The organism is Thermodesulfobacteriota bacterium, from assembly GCA_040754335.1.
Classification (GTDB): domain Bacteria; phylum Desulfobacterota_D; class UBA1144; order Nemesobacterales; family UBA2774; genus 2-12-FULL-53-21.
Window position 1 is genome coordinate 704,640 of record JBFMCV010000001.1, and the last position, 15,996, is coordinate 720,635.

Annotated in this window: 19 protein-coding genes; 12 read left to right on the top strand and 7 right to left on the bottom strand. The window is 55.0% G+C overall.

The annotated features are described in order from the left end of the window. The first annotated feature begins 38 nt into the window (after positions 1 to 38). The 8 genes from AB1598_03310 (at position 39) to AB1598_03345 (ending at position 7,622) form a co-directional block, all read left to right on the top strand. Positions 39 to 581, top strand: a complete 543-nt coding sequence (locus tag AB1598_03310) for an IPTL-CTERM sorting domain-containing protein (GenBank protein MEW6144028.1) — start codon at positions 39 to 41, stop codon at positions 579 to 581. 449 nt (positions 582 to 1,030) lie between these two features. Next, positions 1,031 to 1,522 (top strand): hypothetical protein, encoded by a 492-nt coding sequence (locus AB1598_03315; GenBank protein ID MEW6144029.1) that lies wholly within the window; start codon positions 1,031 to 1,033, stop codon positions 1,520 to 1,522. A 36-nt stretch (positions 1,523 to 1,558) separates the two neighbouring features. Beyond that, on the top strand, positions 1,559 to 1,843 hold the full coding sequence (locus AB1598_03320; protein MEW6144030.1) for a hypothetical protein: 285 nt from the start codon (positions 1,559 to 1,561) through the stop codon (positions 1,841 to 1,843). Between the two features lie 381 nt (positions 1,844 to 2,224). Further along, the gene (locus AB1598_03325) at positions 2,225 to 3,481 is read left to right on the top strand and encodes a Glu/Leu/Phe/Val dehydrogenase (GenBank protein ID MEW6144031.1); all 1,257 of its coding nucleotides are present in this window, start codon (positions 2,225 to 2,227) and stop codon (positions 3,479 to 3,481) included. Between the two features lie 267 nt (positions 3,482 to 3,748). Continuing rightward, positions 3,749 to 4,822 (top strand): Gfo/Idh/MocA family oxidoreductase, encoded by a 1,074-nt coding sequence (locus AB1598_03330; protein MEW6144032.1) that lies wholly within the window; start codon positions 3,749 to 3,751, stop codon positions 4,820 to 4,822. A gap of 85 nt (positions 4,823 to 4,907) precedes the next feature. Beyond that, positions 4,908 to 5,840, top strand: a complete 933-nt coding sequence (locus AB1598_03335) for a glycosyltransferase (GenBank protein ID MEW6144033.1) — start codon at positions 4,908 to 4,910, stop codon at positions 5,838 to 5,840. A gap of 94 nt (positions 5,841 to 5,934) precedes the next feature. Then, positions 5,935 to 6,864: an ABC transporter ATP-binding protein gene (locus AB1598_03340; protein MEW6144034.1), complete on the top strand. Its 930-nt coding sequence runs from the start codon at positions 5,935 to 5,937 to the stop codon at positions 6,862 to 6,864. Then, positions 6,861 to 7,622, top strand: a complete 762-nt coding sequence (locus tag AB1598_03345) for an ABC transporter permease (protein MEW6144035.1) — start codon at positions 6,861 to 6,863, stop codon at positions 7,620 to 7,622. Before AB1598_03340 ends, AB1598_03345 begins: the two co-directional genes overlap by 4 nt. Positions 7,623 to 7,919: 297 nt before the next feature. On the opposite strand, the gene AB1598_03350 is transcribed toward AB1598_03345, so the two are convergent. Beyond that, the gene (locus tag AB1598_03350) at positions 7,920 to 8,450 is read right to left on the bottom strand and encodes a carboxymuconolactone decarboxylase family protein (protein MEW6144036.1); all 531 of its coding nucleotides are present in this window, start codon (positions 8,448 to 8,450) and stop codon (positions 7,920 to 7,922) included. A gap of 287 nt (positions 8,451 to 8,737) precedes the next feature. Here AB1598_03350 and AB1598_03355 point away from each other — a divergent pair, with 287 nt between their 5' ends. From AB1598_03355 to AB1598_03365, 3 genes are all read left to right on the top strand, one after another. Next, on the top strand, positions 8,738 to 9,157 hold the full coding sequence (locus AB1598_03355) for a hypothetical protein (protein ID MEW6144037.1): 420 nt from the start codon (positions 8,738 to 8,740) through the stop codon (positions 9,155 to 9,157). A gap of 250 nt (positions 9,158 to 9,407) precedes the next feature. After that, positions 9,408 to 9,716: a hypothetical protein gene (locus AB1598_03360; GenBank protein ID MEW6144038.1), complete on the top strand. Its 309-nt coding sequence runs from the start codon at positions 9,408 to 9,410 to the stop codon at positions 9,714 to 9,716. A 115-nt stretch (positions 9,717 to 9,831) separates the two neighbouring features. After that, positions 9,832 to 10,140, top strand: a complete 309-nt coding sequence (locus AB1598_03365) for a hypothetical protein (GenBank protein ID MEW6144039.1) — start codon at positions 9,832 to 9,834, stop codon at positions 10,138 to 10,140. Between the two features lie 70 nt (positions 10,141 to 10,210). Here the strand turns inward: AB1598_03365 and ppk2 are convergent, their stop codons facing one another. The 6 genes from ppk2 to AB1598_03395 form a co-directional block, all read right to left on the bottom strand. Continuing rightward, complete coding sequence (gene ppk2, locus AB1598_03370; GenBank protein ID MEW6144040.1) at positions 10,211 to 11,071, bottom strand: polyphosphate kinase 2; 861 nt, start codon at positions 11,069 to 11,071, stop codon at positions 10,211 to 10,213. A gap of 51 nt (positions 11,072 to 11,122) precedes the next feature. Then, positions 11,123 to 12,142, bottom strand: a complete 1,020-nt coding sequence (locus tag AB1598_03375) for an alpha/beta hydrolase-fold protein (GenBank protein MEW6144041.1) — start codon at positions 12,140 to 12,142, stop codon at positions 11,123 to 11,125. Positions 12,143 to 12,229: 87 nt separating this feature from the next. After that, positions 12,230 to 12,949 carry an MBL fold metallo-hydrolase gene (locus AB1598_03380; GenBank protein ID MEW6144042.1) on the bottom strand — a complete coding sequence of 240 codons (720 nt, stop codon included), beginning with the start codon at positions 12,947 to 12,949 and terminating at the stop codon, positions 12,230 to 12,232. Between the two features lie 133 nt (positions 12,950 to 13,082). Further along, a complete protein-coding gene (locus tag AB1598_03385) occupies positions 13,083 to 13,715 on the bottom strand; it encodes a hypothetical protein (protein ID MEW6144043.1) in 633 nt (210 codons plus the stop codon). 15 nt (positions 13,716 to 13,730) lie between these two features. Further along, positions 13,731 to 14,030 carry an RNA-binding protein gene (locus tag AB1598_03390; protein ID MEW6144044.1) on the bottom strand — a complete coding sequence of 100 codons (300 nt, stop codon included), beginning with the start codon at positions 14,028 to 14,030 and terminating at the stop codon, positions 13,731 to 13,733. 229 nt (positions 14,031 to 14,259) lie between these two features. After that, the gene (locus AB1598_03395) at positions 14,260 to 14,796 is read right to left on the bottom strand and encodes a hypothetical protein (protein ID MEW6144045.1); all 537 of its coding nucleotides are present in this window, start codon (positions 14,794 to 14,796) and stop codon (positions 14,260 to 14,262) included. A 260-nt stretch (positions 14,797 to 15,056) separates the two neighbouring features. Between AB1598_03395 and AB1598_03400 the strand changes: the two genes are divergently transcribed. Continuing rightward, positions 15,057 to 15,482: a CBS domain-containing protein gene (locus AB1598_03400; GenBank protein ID MEW6144046.1), complete on the top strand. Its 426-nt coding sequence runs from the start codon at positions 15,057 to 15,059 to the stop codon at positions 15,480 to 15,482. Positions 15,483 to 15,996: the final 514 nt, after the last annotated feature.

Below are 15,996 nucleotides of genomic sequence, written 5' to 3' on the forward strand. Positions count from 1 at the left end.
ATAAACGGCACGGAGTGTGCCTGAAGGAGGAAGGAAAAATGAGACACGTATTAAATTCGATTAGTTTCTTGATACTTACAATGATTATAGGTGCGGGTTTTCTCGCGTTCGGAACGGGCCGGGCAATGGCCGGCACCGCCCCTTGCGCTGTCGGAATTGAAAAGGTAGCGATCCCGGATGATGACACTCCGTTCGAGTTTATTGTATCCGGGGATCAATCCGCCGAATTCACGTTACAGGACCCAAGCAACCCTACATCATCTGGCGGAATGGGCATAGGTCAAACTGTGACCATAACGGAAGAAGTCCCTCCGGGGTGGGTGCTCGAAAGCATAGAGTGCATAGAGGGGGTAACCAACTGCGGTAGCGACGGATTCGAGCCCTGCCTCACCGCCACCGTGGACGGTAACAGCGTCACGTTTTTCTGTGAAGATAATGATACGGCATCCTGTGTTTTTACCAACGTTAGAGAAATAGTCGAGAACATACCGACCCTGTCCGAGTGGGGGCTCATATCCCTCGCAGTCGTAATCGGCATAGCCGCAGTCGTTCTCATGCGAAAAAGGAAAGCGGCGGCTTAAGAGATACTCTGCTCCGTTCTTTATTTAACCAAAGTAAAAGCAAAAACCCGTTCGCCCTGAGCTCGTCGAAGGGTTGAACGGGTTTTATTTATTATAGAATCGAGGCACCAGCTCCCCCTACTACTTTGGCTCAAGCATTGTCGAGCAAAAGTCAAGCACCCATTCTGCCTTTATTGTAACAGCGACAAATTCCTCACTTGCTCGCAATCGTTGCTCCCTCGCGAAGACAAAGTGTGTACACAAAAAGGGGGCCGAAGCCCCCTTTTTTGTTTCTCCGACACCACAGCATAGTCAACGGACGCACTCCCCTGTCAGCTGTCCTGTAATCTGACATCGAATAACACCGCGTCTGAGCTGTATCCCCTTTGATCATTGAATAATCCGTTCCGGCACTACTTTTGCATTATCTATCCGCAAGCAAAGATTCCATTTTGAAAACGGAGGTCAAAATGAATGCCGCGCACTGGCATCTCATATTAAATCATATACCTCTCATAGGCATAGGGTTCGTGATTCTGCTCTTTATCATAGCCCTGCTGAGAAAGTCATCCGAGCTCAAGAACGTGGCCCTCGTATTCACGGTCATAGTCGCTCTCTGGGCGGTCCCAGCGTACCTCACGGGCGAGCCCGCGGAGGAGATAGTCGAGGATATGCCCGGCATATCGGAGGACCTGATCCACGAGCACGAGGAGATGGCCGAGAAGGCGTTCATATTCATAGAAGCAGTCGGAGGCATAGCGCTCATTGGCCTCGTCGGGGGACGTTTCAACAGGAAGCTCGGGGACACGCTCGCGGTGATAACTCTCTTAGGTCTCCTCGCCGGGGGCGGGCTCATCGCATATACGGCCAACCTAGGCGGCAAGATACACCACCAGGAGATAAGGGGCGATACTCAGGCAGTGACTTCGCCCGCGGGCAAAACGAACGAAGACAGGGAGTGAAAAAATCGGAAAGAAAATACCAAAGGGAGCAAGACTATGAACGAGGGTTATAAGCAGAGCAGCACGGCGAATATCAACTATTTTGTGATAGCGGCCATGACGGCCGCGTGGATATCGGCCGCATGGACGGGGTTCATGCTGGGCGTTGTCCCCTATTCCACGGGCGGGAATGAGGTCATCCTCGGGCTCACGAGGGCGGAATGGGGCATTATACATTCATGGCTGAGCGTGATCGCCGTCGGCATAACGGCCGTCGAGATAATCATAAGCCGGAAGTCTCTCAGGGAAGGGCTTATTTATCTGACCGAGCCTGAAAGGTAAGGGCGTTGTCGTAATGTCCGATTTCAGAATCTTTCTCTGTAGGAGCACCATCCCTTCGACTTCGCTCAGGACAGGCCTGGTGCGATACAGCGATCGCGGCTGGAAGCCGCTCCTACAGATAAATGACCAGCTTCCCGTTCGTGTCGGGAATGACAATTCTTTTTTCTGTCTTCGCGAGGCTGTCTTATAGCCGTGGCGATCTCGCTTTACCCATGAGATTGCCGCGGTCACAAAAAGCGTTCCCTCGCAATGACAGAATAACAACAATAGAATAACAAAAATCCCGGCACTCCCCTATCGCTATTACCCCGAATATCTATATAATTCTCATAGTCAGTCTAATGGCAGGTATTATTCCGAAAGATAAACGGGAGGGCATATATGTACGAGCTTTTTAATTCGGCCGCGTTCAGGGAATCGTTAGTCCAGTTCGAGAGGGCGAGCAAGCTGCTCACGGAGGACGACGGGCTCGAGGAGAGGTTCAAGCTCCCGCAGAGGACTCTGGTGGTGAGCTGCCCCGTGAGGATGGACAACGGCGAGATAAAGGTATTCGGCGGATACAGGGTGCAGCACAACCAGACCCTCGGGCCTTACAAGGGCGGCATACGCTACCACCCGGAGGTGGACATGGGCGAGGTCGCCGCTCTCGCGATGAACATGACGTGGAAATGCGGCCTCGCCGAGCTCCCGTTCGGAGGGGCGAAGGGCGGAGTCGCCGTCGACCCGAGGAAGCTGTCGGAGGGCGAGCTCGAGAGGCTCACGAGGAGGTACACGGCCGAGATACTCCCCATCATCGGCCCCACCAAGGACATACCCGCGCCCGATCTGGGGACGAGCCCACAGGTGATGGCGTGGATAATGGACACATACAGCATGTCTCAGGGCTACACGGTCCCCACCGTCGTCACGGGAAAACCCGTCATCATAGGCGGCTCCCTCGGCAGGGAAGAGGCCACGGGCTTCGGCGTCGCGTACGTGACAGAGGACGCGCTCAGGAAATTCAAGAGATATTCCGACCCGGTGAAGGTCGTCATACAGGGGTTCGGGAACGTCGGCAGCTACACGGCGCACAAGCTCGCCGACATGGGGATAACGGTCGTGGCGGTGAACGACGTCTACGGCGGGGTGTATAATCCGAACGGCCTCTCCGTCGAGGCCCTCATCCATGCCGTGAGGGAGAAGGGGAAGGTGAGCGACTACGCCGACGGGGACAAGGTAACTAACGAGGAGCTGCTCACGCTCGAATGCGACGTGCTCATACCGGCCGCGCTCGGAAGGGCGATAACGAAGGAGAACGCGCCCAGGTTGAGATGCGGCATGGTCGTCGAAGGTGCGAACGGCCCGACGACCGCCGAGGCCGACGACATACTGAGAGAAAGGAACATACCGGTCATTCCCGACATACTCGCAAACGCCGGAGGGCTGATCGTGTCGTACTTCGAGTGGGTGCAGGGACTCCAGGAATACTACTGGTCGAGGGAGGCGGTGCACGACGAGCTCAAGAAGCGGATGAAAAACACGTTCATAAGGGTGGCCGAGTACGCGGAGAAAGAGGAAGTGCCCATGCGCCTCGCGGCTCTCATGCTCGGCATAAGGCAGGTGTCGCGCGCGAAGAAGCTCCGGGGGCTTTATCCGTGAGGGAGGAGTGCAGGACGCGGTAAGCTTGCCTCCTCATCCTTTGGTGTCATTGCGAGCGGAACGAGCGAATGCGAGCGCAGCGCGGCAATCTCATGAATATAGCGAGATGCTGAAACAAGCCTGCCCTGAACCATGTCACGTACTCGATACGGGATCAATTCAAGGTTCAGTATGACAAAAAAAGAAGAGATTGCCGCGCTGCGCTCGCAATGACGACTTTAAAAACAGCACCTTCAAAATTCTTCTGAAATAAGTCACAATCTCTACATGCCAAGCAAGCCCGGCACCATAACTTTAGGCATAATCGGCTGCGGGGAAGTGACCGAGACATTCCACCTCCCCTCGCTCAAGCTGCTCCCGAACATCGAAGTCGCGGCGCTCTCGGACATCGATAAGAGGAAATTAGACAGGGCGGCTGAAACGTTCGGAATCAATAACCGGTATGAAGACCCGTACGAGCTCATAAACAGTAAGGAAATCGACGCGGTAGCGGTATGCACGCCCTCCGGAAATCACTATGCCCTGGGGATGGCCGTGCTGGATTCGGGAAAGAACCTTTTCATGGAGAAGCCCCCGGCCCTGAGCATGGTAGAGTGCGCCGGGCTGGTAAATAAAGCACGAGGATCGCCGCTCAGGGCGCAGGTCGGCTTCAACCTCCGCTGGCACCGGAACGTGAGCAAAGCTAAAGAGATAATCGGAAAAGGCCTGCTCGGAAAGATAGAATCCGCAAGGAGCGTTATGAGCGTGAACGACCCGGAGCTCGCGGAATGGAGAAAGAAGCGCGCGCTCGGCGGCGGATCCTTACTCGATCTGGGGATTCACCATTTCGATCTGCTGAGGCACCTTCTCAATGCTGAGGCCGAGCTGGTGCACGCGGCCGGCGTTTCGGGCGAGGTCGAGGACGAAACAACCGCCGTATCGGTGAAACTGACGAACGGAATACTGTGTTCCTCAATCTTCTCATACGGCTCCGGTCACGCGAACGAGATCGAGATTTTCGGCAGCAATGGGATCATGAAAATATCGCTATACGACATCGCCGGCCTTGAATTAAGACCCTGCGACGCACCTCCCGGCGGATTGTTTACGGGGGTCAGGCGGGCGATCGATAGATTTGCGCAGACGGCCGCTAACGCCGGGACTCTCAGACACGGCGGAATTTTCAAAGAGTCTTACTACAGTGAGTGGAGGAGCTTCGCGGATTCCGTGATACATGGTAAAGACACAGAATGCGGCCTCGAAGACGGGATGCGCGCACTCGAAATCGCTCTCGCCGCCGTCGAATCCGCATCCACAGGAATTCCGGTAAAATTATCCGGTGTAGGCGGCGAAGCAGAATAACCGGGCCGTACATGATATTTTATAATTCACTCGAAGAAGAGTTATCAACATTCATATGAATATGACTGCCTCTGACAGCCCCGAAATGTCCGTGGTGTTAATTACTCCCGACACCTTCGCAACAATAAGAAGAACCGTCGATTGCCTGAAATCGCAGACCGTCAACAGCAAGCTCGAATTAGTGATAGTCGCGCTGTCCGCGGGTGAGGTCGGAGTAAGCCCAGAGGAGCTCGCAGTTTTTCACGGGTTTCAGGTAGTGAAGCCGGGCGAGATAACTTCTTACGGACAGGCACTGGCGGCGGGCGTAAGAGCCGCATCCGCGCTCGTCGTCGCCTTCTCTGAGGACCACGTATTCCCGGACCCCTTCTGGGCCGAGGCATTGATCGGATCGCATAAGAAAGGCTGGGCCGCGGTCGGGCCGGTGATATACATTGCGAACCCGGAGAGCCCGATCGCATGGGCGGATATCCTGATGGGCTACTCTCCGTGGATGTATCCGAACGCCGGGGGAGAAATGAATCATATTCCCGGACACAACAGCAGCTACAAGCGCGATATCCTGCTCGAATACGGCCCTGAGCTCGACAGGTTCCTCGAATCGGAGAGCGTTTTGCACTGGGACCTCGTCTCGAAAGGACACAAGCTCTATCTCGAGCCCGCGGCTAAAATCTATCACCTTAACTTCGACTTTTTCTCAACGTTCCTGAGCGTCAACCTTCAGATGGGACGGATGTTCGCAGCAACCAGGTGTCAGACGTGGCCGAAAGCCAAACGGATCCTCTTCGCATTAGGCTCGCTGCTCATCCCCTTCGTGCGTTTTTACAGGATCGCGCGGAATTATTCGGGCAGCCTCGGTCTCCTCAAATCGAAGCCGCAGGTCTATCCGATACTATTCGCGGGGCTCTTCGTGAGCGCGTTAGGCGAGATGGCGGGCTACATCTCAGGCCCCGGCGACTCCTTACAAAAAACGTTCGAATACCATTTCCACCGTGACCGGCACATGAAGAAGGATATGTAGCGGGATGAATCTTCCAGACGGCAAAGGAATCTTATATCTGTATATAGCCGTATAACCGGATAAAATATAAATCTTCATTATTCCAGGTGCTTCAGTGAACTCGATAATATCTGTCAGGAACCTGAGCAAGACATACGCATCAGGCCTTCAGGCGCTCAAGAACATCGACCTCGAGATCAGAAGAGGAGAGATATTCGCGCTGCTGGGCCCTAACGGCGCGGGGAAGACGACACTCATAAGCATTATCTGCGGGATTGTGAACCCGGGCGCGGGTGCGAGGGTTATCGCCGACGGGCACGACATAGTGCGCGACTACAGGGCGGCGCGCTCGAGCATCGGGCTCGTCCCCCAGGAGCTTACGACGGACGTGTTCGAGACGGTGCGGGACACGATGAACTTCAGCAGGGGACTCTTCGGGAAGCCGCCCGACCCTGCATATATCGAGAAAGTGCTCAGGGACCTCTCGCTCTGGGATAAGAAGGATACGAAGATACTCGCACTCTCGGGAGGGATGAAGCGGAGGGTGCTAATAGCAAAGGCCCTCGCGCACGAGCCGAGGATACTGTTCCTCGACGAGCCAACGGCAGGCGTGGACGTAGAGCTGAGAAGAGACATGTGGGAGATGGTGAGGGGGCTGCGCGAGAGCGGAGTAACGATCATTCTGACTACTCATTATATAGAAGAAGCGGAGCTCATGGCCGACCGCATCGGGATAATCAACAAGGGCGAGATAATACTGGTGGAGGAAAAGGAAGCCTTGATGCGGAAATTGGGCAAGAGACAATTGACGCTCTTCCTCCAGAGCCCCATAAGCGAGATCCCCGAGGGTCTGAACGGCTATACGCTCGAGCTCTCGCCCGACGGCAGCGAGCTCGTCTACACGTTCGACGCGCACGGAGATCATACGGGCATAGCCGGGCTCCTCAGGCTCCTAAACGAGCACGGGATCGACTACAGGGACATTCATTCGAGCGAGAGCTCTTTAGAGGAGATATTCGTGAGCCTCGTGAGGGAGAAGGGATGAACTACCACGCTGTAAGATCCATATACATATTCGAGCTCGCGCGCACGTGGCGGACGCTCATGCAGAGCATCGCGTCCCCGATACTCTCGACGTCGCTCTATTTCGTCGTGTTCGGTGCGGCCATAGGCTCGAAAGTGGGTGACATTGAAGGGGTGACCTACGGCGCGTTCATCGTGCCCGGCCTCGCCATGCTGACGATAATGAGCGAGAGCATCTCGAACGCCTCGTTCGGGATATTCCTGCCCAAGTTCACAGGCACGATATACGAAGTGCTTTCTGCTCCCGTCTCGTACATAGAGATAATAATCGGATACGTGGGAGCGGCCGCTACGAAATCCGTAATACTCGGCGCGCTCATACTCGCGACCGCGCGCCTCTTCGTTCCCTATCACATCGAGCACCCGCTCGTGATGCTGGGGTTCCTCCTCCTTACTGCGGTCTCGTTCAGCCTGTTCGGGTTCATTATCGGATTGTGGGCCGACAGCTTCCAGAAGCTCCAGACGGTGCCGCTCATGATAATCACGCCGCTCACGTTCCTGGGAGGGAGCTTCTATTCGATATACATGCTGCCGCCCTTCTGGCAGAAGGTCACGCTCCTTAACCCGGTCGTCTATCTTATAAGCGGGTTCAGGTGGAGCTTCTACGGCGTCTCCGACGTGAACGTGACGATAAGCCTCGGCATGACGCTCCTCTTCCTCGCTATTTGCGTCGCGATAGTATGGTGGATATTCAGGACGGGGTATAAGCTCAAGAATTGAGGCGGGTGAGCACCCGGTCCAGGCGGTTGTGCGTATGACTCGGAAATACTCCGTCCTTCGACCCTTCGTCCTTCGACAGGCTCAGGATGAACGGAGCTCAGGACAGGCTCGCAGATTAGTATTATCAGGGCTCCATTGTCTGGCGAAAGCTGAGGAGTAACAGAGTAATCATATATGAGCGCAGATTCTGCGCCTCAGGACGAACGGGTTTTCTAAATTTATAGATGAAGGAGACACCCCCATCCTACCCTTCCCCCCTCTAGGGGGAAGGAATTATAAGGAGGAGTGAGCTGGAATTCAATACTCCTCGGGATCTAACTTCAGCGCCTCGTTGAACCTGTTTATCATGTTGTAAAGCGCGGCGATCATCGTGATCTCGACCACCTGCGAATCGCTGTAATACTTCCTCAGCTCGGCGAACACCGCGTCGGGGATGCTCCCCGGATTGAGAGTCAGCGCCTCGGCGTAATTGAGCGCCGCCTTCTCTGCGTCGTTAATATGCGCGCTCGCAGGCTCGTTCATCTCCGTAATCTCCGCGGGAGTGAACCCCATCTTGGCGCTTATCTGCTCGTGGGCGTGGCAGCAGTAGGCCGAGCGGTTGAGCTTCGACACCCTGAGTATGATCCTCTCCTTGAGCTTGGGGTCGAGCTCCTCCGGCTGCTGGACGGCGGCAACGAACGGGCCGATAGTGCTCAGGATGGAGGGCTTGTGTGCGAGCGCCTTGTAGATGTTAGTGACCTTTCCCCTTTTCTTCCGCATACGCTCGAACGCTTCCTTGATGACCGGATTGTCGGTCGTTTCTTCCTCTATGTATTTGACCCTTGCCATGGCATGCCTCCTCAGTCCATTATATAACAATATTAATCAGGGTGAGTCGTACAGGGCAAGAGGTAATATTCGGGTTATGAGAGCGGCGTTGCAGTTGTCGGAGTATCGGATTCCTTTTGCGAAAGATGATTTCAGGCAAATCCCCCTTAGTCCCCCTTTTCCAAAGGGGGAAAATGTTTTTTAATTCCCTCCTTAGAAAAAGGAGGGTTAGGGAGGATTTAAAAAACAAAAGACTGGATTCCCGATAAAAACACTCGGGAATGATATGAATATTGAGGAGGAGCAATATGAATATAAGTGACACGTTGAAATTATCCGAAAACATAAAGGAGGAGATAGCGAGGGACGTCGTAGCGCTTGGCGGGCTCCCGTTCTATCTACTCGTCCTCGTGAGGGCCGCGATCGGGGATTATGTTTCTTTTCTTGTCGAAGTAGCGGCAGCGCTGCCATTGCTCTATTTGCTCGCATATTTCGTCAGGGGCTCGAACCTGCACATCGCGAGGGCGCTCGTGCTCGTCGTATTCACCTCTCTATTCTACAAGGCCGTGCCCTTCACGATATTTTCGACGCTCGTATGGTGCGGGATGATATATTCGCTCGCATATCTGAAGTCGGGCGCGAGGGAGATACTGAAAGGCATAGCGATAGGCGCCGTGAGCGTGATAATAAGCTATTCTCTCACTCTCTTCATCGTTACAATGAAATAAACCCGTGTAAATCGTCTGTCCGTATAAAAACAAGCTCAATTGTTCCAATCCCGACAATACCGGCTTTTTTAATTTGACATTCAAATTCAACCCAACAACTAAACCGCTGCGGTCATTGCGTATAAACAGGAATCAATGCGGGCTGGCACGGCTATTGCCCGAATTAGCGTATGAAGCCCTGTATCAGGGCCGATTGATATACGGCGGGAATAAATAATACGCCGATCAATATATTCAGGAGGTGATTGACGTGAAGAAGTCAATTATTTTCGGTATAGCGGCTCTGTCACTGGCCTTCCTGGTATCCGCGGACAATTCGTACGCGGACAGGGACGCGACTCCTTACGAGGCCGCAGCGGTCTACGGCGCTTTACAAACGCAGGGATGCACGGTGGTGGACGACATAGAGGTTGAGCGTTTCGCGGCCGTTTACAGGTACGGCGAGCCTCGCGGCATAATGCCGGGTATCTATAAAACGGAAGCGGTCTGCAGTGACGGAGAGCGGTACGACATCAAGCTGGATTCTCAGATGAATATACTGTCGATGACGCCTGATTAACCGGCTAACCCTCTCCCGGGCGAGAGGGGAATCTTGGAGAAGCATCGGGAATGTCCGGACCCCGTTCCGGGCGTTCCCGTATTAAAAAGAGGAATTACAACAGGAGGTGATTGACATGAAGAAGACAATTATTCTGGCAGTTGCGGCTCTGTCTTTAGCCTTCTTTACCACGGCGAGCAATTCGTATGCGGACAGGGACGCAACCCCTTATGAAGCGGCCATGATCTACGGCGCTTTAGAAGCGCAGGGATGCACGGTGACAGACGATATAGAGGTCGAACCCTTCAAAGGTTACTACGGATACCGCAAGCCTAACGGCCTCCTGCCGGGAATATACAAGACGGAAGCCGTTTGCTACGACGGTGAAAAGTACGATATCAAGATGGATTCGAACCTGAATATAATATCCAAAGAGGAAGATTAACCCGCTCTACACGAGGGGCGGTCCCATACCGGGGCCGCTCCTCTCTTTTTACCCGGCCACGGCCGGGCTTTCAGAATTTCTCCGGTATGACTTCCGCTCGAGGGACGCGGGGAGGCTCGTAGCCCTTGCTTTTCTGGAGCGGCGGTATCTCGAATTTTTCCCTCGGCACCTTCTTGTACGGAATCCTGCTCAGCATGTGCGTTATGCAGTTGAGCCTCGCCCGCTTTTTGTCGTCGGCGGGGACTATGTACCAGGGGGAGATGTCCGTGTCCGTGTATCTGATCATATCGTCCCTCGCCCGCGAGTAATCGTACCAGCGCCTCCGCGCCTCCATGTCCATCGGGCTTATCTTCCACTGCTTGCGTGGGTTGTCTATGCGTTCCCGGAACCTCTTCTCCTGCTCCTCGGCTGAAATCTCGAGCCAGTATTTAAGCAGTATCGCGCCTGAATTTATTACCGCTTTCTCGAATTCAGGGCACGCGCGCATGAATTCCTTGTATTCCGCATCGGTGCAGAAGCCCATGACCCTCTCGACGCCCGCCCTGTTGTACCAGCTCCTGTCGAAGAGCACTATCTCGCCAGCCGAAGGCAGGCAGTGCACGTAGCGCTGGAAATACCACTCCGTCTTCTCCCTCTCGGTCGGCACACCGAGGGCGCACACCCTGCACACGCGGTGGTTGAGCGGCTCCACTACGCGCTTTATCATGCCGCCCTTCCCGGCAGCGTCCCTGCCCTCGAAAAGGACGATTATCTTTTTGCCTGCGCGCTGGACCCAGTCCTGGAGCTTCACGAGCTCCGTCTCGAGCTTTTTAAGCTCTTCGTCGTACGTATCGTCGTCTATTTCCCTCCCGGCCTTCGGGTCCCGGCTTCCGGGCGGTAGCTCAGTCCCGTTTACGCTTTTCTTCCCGGCATCCTTCTTCCTGTCTCCCATCTTATACGCTCCCGAAAAATATTTGGACAGATGTCTAATTATAAACCGCGCTCAATCCCCCGCGATGAATCCGGCGAACTTGCCCGGATCGAAATAGAGATGGTTGGGCACCTTCCAGAACGGCCCCCCTTTCACCCCGTGCACTATGTATTCGACGGACACCCCCTTTTCAGCCGCTATTTTCCGGAACTCGTCCGCGCCGGGATAGAAGCCGAATTCGTCCGCGATCCCGATCTCTATCAACAGGGGCGGATATTCCGGGTTGAGGAGCCGGGGGCCGGCTTTAAGGGGGTCGGCGTCGCTCCACGACTCAGAATCCGGATAGAATTCCCTCACGAGCTTGAGCGACTCGTTCGTCAGGAAACCTATCTGCGGTGTATCTATTCCGAGAATGCACGCTGCCCCGCCGTCCCCGGCATAAGGGTCGCAGACAGGTATCATCGGGGAATTGAGCGCCGCCCTGTCCCACAACTCCGGATGGTTCATATAGAGCTCGAGCGCGTTTAATCCGCCCATGGACGTCCCCCAGATGATATAATCCCCCTCCTTCGGGCCGAGCTTTTTCCTGATTTCAGGCAAGACCGATTCGACGAACCAGGAGACGGAGTACCGTCCCCCGCCGGGGGTTAGTAGAAACCTCCGCCCGGCGCTGAATACGACAATGGTCGGGGCGTCCACGCCGTTATCCCTCCACCATTCGGCAACCCCGGCACGGAATTCCGAGCCGGGCCTCGGGGCGGCCAGCCATGCGCACTGGTCATTCGAATAGCCGTGGAAATAGAATAAAACGTCTTTCGACGCCGACCCCTTCGTCCGTGTTATGCAGACGCGCCAGGGAGCGACAGGGCCGTCATGATCGGCGCACTCCTGAATATAACCGGACGCCGAATCGGGAGGAATCATGGCGGCGCAATCGGCGCCCGATGAAACGGGACGCCTGCAGGACGGAAGCGCCATGAGAGCAGCCGCAGCAAGGAGCATACAGAGGCCCCTCAACCGAATCGCTCCCGACAGTAGCATATACGGATAATCTGCGCCGGATGCCCTCCTGCATTCCACAGGCTGGCTCATAACTCCCTCCCCGTAGACCGCCCTCGGAAAGAATACGGGTCTTTGCGATCCCCGCGGCGAGCCCCCCTTAACTACGCGCTCAACTGCCTAACCGAGCTCTTCCTCGATCACAGAAGAGAGGTCGAGGAGCGCCTTTGCGCAGTCCCCGGTGAAGGACGAGCCGTGCATTATGGCGAGCGTCTTCGCATCGAGAGCCGCGAGCCTCTCGAAGATGCCCTTCATCTGTGGCGTGCAGGGTATGTAATACGCGAACGGGCTTGACTGCATGTGGCGTATAGACTCGGCCGCGCGCCCTACGACGTCCGACTCGGTGAGCGGCTCGACCTCGCCGAAGTGCGTGAAGAGATCCGAGCATAAGAGCGTCCTGTCCGTCTCCTCGAACAAGACGCCCGCGTCCCAGCCGTGGGGCAGGTGCGCCGTCGAGCAGAACCTGAACGTCTTGCTGCCAGTAACGAGCGTCTCGCCGTCCTTCATGCCCTTTGCGGGCCTGCTCGCGAAGTCGTTCACGCTCACCAGCGCGCCGACCTCAGAACATACCGCCTCCGCGCGCGGAGCCGCTTCGAACCACCTGTTGAGAGAGCCGCACTCGTCCGACTCGAAGTGGCTGAACCCGACCCAGCGCAATTGGGAGGGCTTTATCAGCTTCGACACGCCTTCATATATGTCGCTGAACATCGAGTTGAGGCCCGAATGAAAGAGCAGGGGCTCGTCGTCCTTTACGAGGAAGTGGTTGAATTGCAGCCCTATCTCCTTGTACATTACGCAGATTCTGTATACGTCAGGGGCGATCTCGTCTATCCTGGGCATAACATTTCCCTCTCCGTAAGTGAATTTTTTTCCGAACGAAGATAATAGGATAAATCACGGGAGTGAGTTTTTAAACACGGGGACGGTATAAAAAATAACGGCGAGGGGACAAGATGCCGGCTGAACGGGTCGATCAATCGGGCGACGAGCACTGGGGAACGAAGCTTAGGACGCCCCCGGCGCGGTCTCCCGCGGTCGACCATATAGACGAGCAGTTATCGGGGCTGCACAGCCCGCCAAGCGTCGCCATCGCTCCCTCGGTCTCGAGCCTGCACGCACAGATAGCCGTAGGCACCTCGTGCGTAAATCCGTCCTTGTCCTCAAGCTCGACCGTCTCTCCCGTAAGCCTGCACTCCGCGTCCATGCAGTCGGCCTGGAAGCCGGGGCCGGACTCGCACTCAAGCACGTCGAAGCCGAACTCGTAGCTCAATTCCTCGGAGTATGTCGAGTAGACGATGTCGGCTGAGGGCTCTATGTCGGAGCAGGGGGCGTCATAGGAGCACGATTTCCCATCGAACACGTAGCAGTATCCGCAGCTCCCGTCGGTTCTATCGCAGCGCCCGCACTCTATCGTGCCGTCGTTTATCGTGTCCGGGTCGCAGCTCGCCGCTATGCAGAGAGCGTACCTCTGGTCGCAGACCTCGGCGCCAGGCGCGCTCCGGCAGCGCTTCTCGAACTGCTCGAGCCTGCCGCCGCCCGAATCGCAGCCGCTTGTAACCCCTAACGCCAGTACGATGAAGAGAGAGACTCTGTATAACGGTCGCATGGCCCGAGACGGCGTTTATCTTCTCCTGCCGTATCCGCCGCCGCCGCCACCGCCGCCGGGACGTCCGCCCGAGGGCTTGCCCGTGGACTTGCGCGCCTCGCTCACCCTGAGAGGGCGGCCCTTGAAATCCGAGCCGTCGAGCTCGTCCTTGGCCTTCTCGGCCTCCTGCTGCGTCGCCATTTCGGCGAAACCGAACCCCTTGTCGCCTATTACGCGGACGTCCGAGGGAGTACCGTATTTGGACAGGAGCTCGGTCAGCTCCTCCGCCGTCGTATTGTACGGGAGGTTGCCTATATAAAGTTTTTTACCTTGCATTCATTTCTCCTTTGCGAAGATTCGATTTATTTCAGCAAGCCTTACAGAGGCGGATGCAGGACACCCGTTTAACCTTCCCCCACAATAACTTGTGAACGATTATTATACACTACAGAAACCGATAAAAACACGGTGCCCGGCTCCCGCTTCCATTCATTGCCCGCCGGGACGGCTGAACGAAAAGGACCGGGGTTGTTCCGTCAAGATACGGACTCCCCCGCCCTCACCTTCAGACGAGCAGCCTTTCAGTCAAATCTTCCACCAGGGAGTCGAAGCTGACCATCGCGTGAGGGACGTCCTTCCATCCGGTCACCGTCAATGTGTTCCCGTAGGAAAAGGCCGCAGACCCGGCGCGCCACCCTATCGTAAGCTTTCTGGTCGTTTTATCCTCTCCGACCGTGCGTATGGAGCAGGACCTGTTGAACCTGTTGATCTGATTGAAACCGCGCTTGTTTACGAACGTGTCTATCGCCCATCCCCTCTTCGAGGCCTTGCGCTTCATCTCGTCGAGAGCGGGCTCGACCACGTCTTTCCACAGCTTGTTTACCCTGATAAAGGCGCTCCGGTCGAACGTCAGGACGGCCGCCCTGTGTATATAATTCCTGACCGTATCGTTGACGAGCCTCTCCGTCTCTTTGAGCGTATCGCCCGTTATCCTGAGGTTCGGAAGCTCCGGGCAGGAAACTGTATAACCGGTTTCTGTTTTCGTGAAGATCGCTAGATATTTACCGCAGATTAGTTTGGCTTTGATTGTAATAGGGTACACTGATCCGGGACCGATAGCAAAGGCTCGGCCGAAATAACGGACGTGACAGCCGAGTCCCGGACCGCTTAGCCTGGGTCGGAATCATAATATGTACTACAATCTGACACCGGCCGGGTGGCGCGTCCAGGCCGTATAAACATTCTCCAGTATTTACCGCTTAGTTGGAACGCCGCCGGGACTGGCATAACGCTTGCTTTCTAATTATCATTATCGAGCGGAAAAGCCGTTCGTAATACGAATTCCAAGGGGAGGTGACCAAGATGAGTCTCGGGCATATTTGCAGGAAAGACGTCGTGACGGTGAAGCCGGGCACGACCGTGAGCGAGGTGACGAGGATAATGGAAGACAAGAACATAGGGAGCGTCATCGTCGTCGGAGAGAACGACAAGTTCGGCATCGTGACCGACAGGGACATTGCGCTCCGTGTAGTCAACAGGTGTCTCGACCCCGCGAGGACGCCCGTCGACGACATAATGACGCAGGACCTCGTGCTCACTCTGAGAGAGGACATGGGACTCCTAGAAGCGCTCGAACAGATAAGGAAGAGCGCGGTGAGGAGGTTCCCTGTCGTGGACGTGGACGGCAGGCTCAAGGGCATCATAACGCTCGACGATATAATAAGGCTCCTAGGAAGGGAGATTGCAGATGTCGCCGAAGTGATAGAGAACGAAGGGCCCGTATTCTGAGTTTTCTTGTTGTCATTGCAGTGGATGCCAAGGAATCCGGTGGACTAAAGTCGTCCTGTCGGAATATATTAAGAAAGCTATATATTATTCTTCTTTTCCTTGATGAAAAAAAGCAAAAATCAACCGACAGAACATAATTTGCTAAAAATCTCGCATTAAGGCGAAAATGTTTTAATTCCACCGCAACCCTAAAACATTTTTCACGCCTTAATACTCTATTTTCTTAACGCAAATTCTGTAATGTCGGGAAATACAAACAACCGCATTACATATCATCCAGAAAAATCCAGCCTCGAATTATTTACATTTACAGCAATGACACGAAAATCAATGTACACCCCCCATCACCCGACGGCTGGAAGCCGCTCCTACTTCTTTTTTGTCATTCTTGTATCTTGTATCTTAAAAACAACGGATTAAATTGTATAAAATATCAAGAAGCTATAATACGGGAGCGGAGAGATACTCGTGTCATCCTAAGGTTTTAAAACCGGGAGTTCAGATTAGTACCTTC

Coding starts and splice junctions, on each gene's coding strand:
- AB1598_03310 (MEW6144028.1), top strand. CDS start 39: ATGAGACACGTATTAAATTCGATTAGTTTCTTGATACTTACAATGATT.
- AB1598_03315 (MEW6144029.1), top strand. CDS start 1,031: ATGAATGCCGCGCACTGGCATCTCATATTAAATCATATACCTCTCATA.
- AB1598_03320 (MEW6144030.1), top strand. CDS start 1,559: ATGAACGAGGGTTATAAGCAGAGCAGCACGGCGAATATCAACTATTTT.
- AB1598_03325 (MEW6144031.1), top strand. CDS start 2,225: ATGTACGAGCTTTTTAATTCGGCCGCGTTCAGGGAATCGTTAGTCCAG.
- AB1598_03330 (MEW6144032.1), top strand. CDS start 3,749: ATGCCAAGCAAGCCCGGCACCATAACTTTAGGCATAATCGGCTGCGGG.
- AB1598_03335 (MEW6144033.1), top strand. CDS start 4,908: ATGTCCGTGGTGTTAATTACTCCCGACACCTTCGCAACAATAAGAAGA.
- AB1598_03345 (MEW6144035.1), top strand. CDS start 6,861: ATGAACTACCACGCTGTAAGATCCATATACATATTCGAGCTCGCGCGC.
- AB1598_03350 (MEW6144036.1), bottom strand. CDS start 8,450: ATGGCAAGGGTCAAATACATAGAGGAAGAAACGACCGACAATCCGGTC.
- AB1598_03355 (MEW6144037.1), top strand. CDS start 8,738: ATGAATATAAGTGACACGTTGAAATTATCCGAAAACATAAAGGAGGAG.
- AB1598_03365 (MEW6144039.1), top strand. CDS start 9,832: ATGAAGAAGACAATTATTCTGGCAGTTGCGGCTCTGTCTTTAGCCTTC.
- ppk2 (MEW6144040.1), bottom strand. CDS start 11,071: ATGGGAGACAGGAAGAAGGATGCCGGGAAGAAAAGCGTAAACGGGACT.
- AB1598_03375 (MEW6144041.1), bottom strand. CDS start 12,142: ATGAGCCAGCCTGTGGAATGCAGGAGGGCATCCGGCGCAGATTATCCG.
- AB1598_03380 (MEW6144042.1), bottom strand. CDS start 12,949: ATGCCCAGGATAGACGAGATCGCCCCTGACGTATACAGAATCTGCGTA.
- AB1598_03385 (MEW6144043.1), bottom strand. CDS start 13,715: ATGCGACCGTTATACAGAGTCTCTCTCTTCATCGTACTGGCGTTAGGG.
- AB1598_03390 (MEW6144044.1), bottom strand. CDS start 14,030: ATGCAAGGTAAAAAACTTTATATAGGCAACCTCCCGTACAATACGACG.
- AB1598_03400 (MEW6144046.1), top strand. CDS start 15,057: ATGAGTCTCGGGCATATTTGCAGGAAAGACGTCGTGACGGTGAAGCCG.